The organism is bacterium, assembly GCA_030699905.1.
Taxonomy (GTDB): domain Bacteria; phylum Patescibacteriota; class Minisyncoccia; order Phycocordibacterales.
Window position 1 is genome coordinate 1 of sequence record JAUYKQ010000026.1, and the last position, 3,628, is coordinate 3,628.

Annotated in this window: 5 protein-coding genes; 1 reads left to right on the top strand and 4 read right to left on the bottom strand. The window is 40.5% G+C overall.

Going from position 1 to position 3,628, the window contains the following annotated elements; all coding sequences use genetic code 11:
• The first annotated feature begins 189 nt into the window (after nucleotides 1-189).
• Complete coding sequence (locus tag Q8P86_03300) at nucleotides 190-792, top strand: hypothetical protein (GenBank protein MDP3996691.1); 603 nt, start codon at nucleotides 190-192, stop codon at nucleotides 790-792.
• Between the two features lie 92 nt (nucleotides 793-884).
• Here Q8P86_03300 and Q8P86_03305 read toward each other — a convergent pair whose 3' ends face one another.
• From Q8P86_03305 to Q8P86_03320, 4 genes are all read right to left on the bottom strand, one after another.
• A complete protein-coding gene (locus Q8P86_03305) occupies nucleotides 885-1,181 on the bottom strand; it encodes a DUF2103 domain-containing protein (GenBank protein MDP3996692.1) in 297 nt (98 codons plus the stop codon).
• Nucleotides 1,182-1,303: 122 nt separating this feature from the next.
• Nucleotides 1,304-1,852, bottom strand: coding sequence for a hypothetical protein (locus Q8P86_03310; GenBank protein ID MDP3996693.1), 549 nt, complete (start codon nucleotides 1,850-1,852; stop codon nucleotides 1,304-1,306).
• Nucleotides 1,830-2,735: a 7-cyano-7-deazaguanine synthase gene (locus Q8P86_03315; GenBank protein MDP3996694.1), complete on the bottom strand. Its 906-nt coding sequence runs from the start codon at nucleotides 2,733-2,735 to the stop codon at nucleotides 1,830-1,832. The genes Q8P86_03310 and Q8P86_03315 overlap by 23 nt, the downstream gene beginning before the upstream one ends.
• Nucleotides 2,716-3,459: a thymidylate synthase gene (locus tag Q8P86_03320; GenBank protein ID MDP3996695.1), complete on the bottom strand. Its 744-nt coding sequence runs from the start codon at nucleotides 3,457-3,459 to the stop codon at nucleotides 2,716-2,718. The genes Q8P86_03315 and Q8P86_03320 overlap by 20 nt, the downstream gene beginning before the upstream one ends.
• Between the last annotated feature and the right edge of the window lie 169 nt (nucleotides 3,460-3,628).

A 3,628-nucleotide genomic window follows, 5' to 3' on the forward strand; every position in this document is an offset into this window, starting at 1 on the left:
CAGTGCCCGCCGCCTGCGGCGGCGAGCAGAAAACCTCACGGCTCGCGGGCAAAAAATTTCCTCCCCCCAACCCCCTCCATTTTTTGCCCGCTCGCCGGACGAAAAAGATTTACAAAATTGGCGGGATGTAGTATATTTGAAATCGAACAAGTAGCACCTTAAAATCAAGAAACGAAAGGAGGTATAGTGATGTTTGTTTATATCGGCGGTGTTCCCGGCGTTGGTAAAACGATGTTAGTAACAGAAACAGAAAAACTTACACGAAAGCGTGAAGTCAGAATAGAAGCTGTAAAGGGGGCTCCGATACTTTGTGAACTGGCTGGAGTGACCACTGTTGCAGAGTTGCGAGCCTTACCCGAAAGCGTACGCCGAGCACTGCGTCCGGAAATGAATCGACGGCTCTACGAACTTGACCGCACCGATCCCGAAGTCATCCGGCTTGCTGATGGACATTTTGTATACTTTGACATCGAAGGTAAAGAATACGGAATCCGTCAAATACAGCCGTGGGATAAGAAGCAGATGCTTGCGATAGCGATCATTGTCGCGAATCCCCATACTATCCTGCGTCGTCGCCTCAGGGACGCACACGATCGGTATGACCGTAAGTGCAACATTGACTTTCTGATTCAAGAACAGAAGATGGAAATTGATGTTGCGGTTTCGCAAGCCAGGGAGCTCAGTATACCTTTTTGCTTTATACGCAATGAGGATAACGAGAACCCGACAGCCACAGAGACGCTTTTTGCTTTCTGTATGCACCAAGCGCTGTGCTATAAGATATGCACATAAGAGCACACGGTAAACCGTGTGCTCCTTTTTAACTCACGGAAAAACTTAACCGAGTCAAGGCATAAGTCCAAAAAAAAGGCGGAGTATTGCTATTACCCCGCCTTTGCCCAAGCCTCTCTGAGTATTTGTTCAACGGAGTCCTGGGCACTGGTATAAATCCAGACGACCTGTGCGCCAGTTGATCCGCGCACGACGACTTTGAGGCCCACTGGAACCTTCTGGATCTTGATACTTTTCTTTCCGCCCCTTCCGGTTATCTGAGCTGGCACCACCCTCGTGATCTCATGTTCCTTCTTTGCGGTTTCAATGATGAAAACCGCCTCTGGACTGAAGGTGGAGTGCTTTGACTTCACCTTTTTTCCTTTCAGCAAGCCTTTTCTTAATGGCATCACTCCCTCCTTTCTAGAACCTGTATAGCACGAGTGTCAGGTTATTGCAAAACACTTCAATACACAAACAACAAAAGTCCCGTAGGACATTCGGGCGATCAACTCACTGCGCGATTCCTTTTTTATTTAAACACACAATTTTCGTCTGTCGCATTATGAGCCTTTCTATATTCTTCCCACAGGCCAAGATACGCCTTCGTAATCCGCGGTCGATCTGCAAGATCGAATTCACCGAGATATTTATTTATTGTTTCCGGCTTTCCTTCAAACTCGACAAAAAAACCAAAAGGAAGCTCATCAAAAGAAATAACCATATCATCTTTTAGAACATTTTTTCGTTTCTTTTCAAAAATAATTTCTTTGCTAAAACCTAAAGATTTCAATATCTCTCTTAAAGTTTCGATATCTTTTTCTTCTTTTATTTTTACTTCCATTTCTTCTCGTTCAAAAAATTGAACGTTCTCTTTTGTTTTTCTTTTCACAGTTAAAATAATCTCTTTTTTCTCTCCTTCCACATATTTTATTCTCGGGAAAATGCCGTCCTTGATGTTTGAAAAATCTTCTTTGAAATAACCAAAGGTTCTTTCAAAATGAAAAACACCGAGACTTCTAGTGAGATTATTAAACTCTTTCGGCGTTAATTCGATTTTAACTTCTATTTCTTTTTTCATGTTTTTCTTCTTTTTCGTGATCATAATATGTTGGGTATTTTTCAGACATCGGGAACCTGTATTTTGTCGGGTCTTTCACTCCCGCCTCTTTATATCCCCTCCGCCGGTCCCAACAAGTGGGACAATCGCCGCATTCAATATCAAAGGATTTAACGCAGGTTCTTGCTTTGTGTAAGGGTACCCCGTTTTCGTAAGCCCATTTTATGAAGACATCTTTATCAAAATAATTTCCGAACTCCGTTTCTATTGGCAAAGATATAAACTGCCAAGTCCAGTCGTTCAGTATTTGGCAAAATAATATGTTCATCAACCTAACCCAAGTTTGAGAACAATGGTAGGAAAAATCCGAGCTCATATTAGAGGCGAAAACTGTTTTCACTTCAACCCCTATCGCTTTTAAGGAATAACCGTATTCCATTCCGGTCAAAAACACTATTGGTCCTCTTGCCGGATAAGATATATTGTGATTTAACGGAATATCATCCATCATTCTTTTTGTTTTTCTCAATAAATCTTTGTACTCCATTCCCGGTGTCATAACGGTTATCTCTTTGTAATTGTGGTAAAACTTTGAAAATTTTCTTTTATAAAATCGGTTGAAATAATTTACTGCTTTCTTTTCGTATTTGTAGTTTGACTGACCCCTGTTGATAAAAAACGGGTAAACATTTAAACCAAACTCTTTTAGCAGTATTCCTATATTAGCAACAGAATCTTGGCCGCCAGACAGACAAACAACAACGCTTTCGCCCTTTTTCGGCATTTTAACAACATATCCTCTTTTGCCTTTCAAGATATTGCTGTAAATTTTAAGCAGACTTACATCCTCATTCACCTTGCCCTTGATTTTTATCTTCCCTTGTTTATTCAGTATTTTGATCATAGTGCTTATATAATTTGATTATCTCTTTCGCTTCCTCAATACTTTCTTGATAAATATGGGCATCCGTCAAAAATCCGTCTAATGGACCAGCCCAGATCTGAGTTTTTAATTTTTCTGTTAACCGCCCAGCCACCTCCTTTGACAAAAGAGAAATTGCGGCAAAATTGCCACCAGCTTTTTGATATGCATCTATTGATCTTGCATTGAACAATGTGTTCATGTGATATCCTCTTTCATCGCTAATCTTAATAAGTCTAAATTGAACTGTAGTTATACAAGGCAGATAATCGTCTTTGGGTCTCTCTAATGTTCTTTGATAGTCTTCCTGTCTCACAAAGCTCATGATTGCTTTTTTCGATTCTGGAATTTCAGATAATCTTGCCACGACAAAATCTATCATTCCCCAATCTTTTAATCTCGCGTAGTAACTTTTACTACCGGGACTAAACGAAGGTACAACATCAAAGTCGCGCATTATTTCTTCATTGAATGTAAGATTGATTATTTCATCAACATTCTTTTTGTTTCCATATTTTTCAATAAGAGGATCAGGAAAAAATTGCGTTGCTGATTTTATACGAATATTCTGCAAACTCAATCGTTTTCTACCTTCATCTTCGGTTAAAACCCCGTTTTTATTAATCGCTTCAACCAAACTTAACCAAGTGCCACCTATCGTCTCGCCATAGATATTCCAGCCGAATGGTTCTAATTTAACATACATAGTTTTAGTTTAACTATAAAAGTAATGATTCAAATATACTACATCCCGCCAATTTTGTAAATCTTTTTCGTCCGGCGAGCGGGCAAAAAATGGAGGGGGTTGGGGGGAGGAAATTTTTTGCCCGCGAGCCGTGAGGTTTTCTGCTCGCCGCCGCAGGCGGCGGGCACTG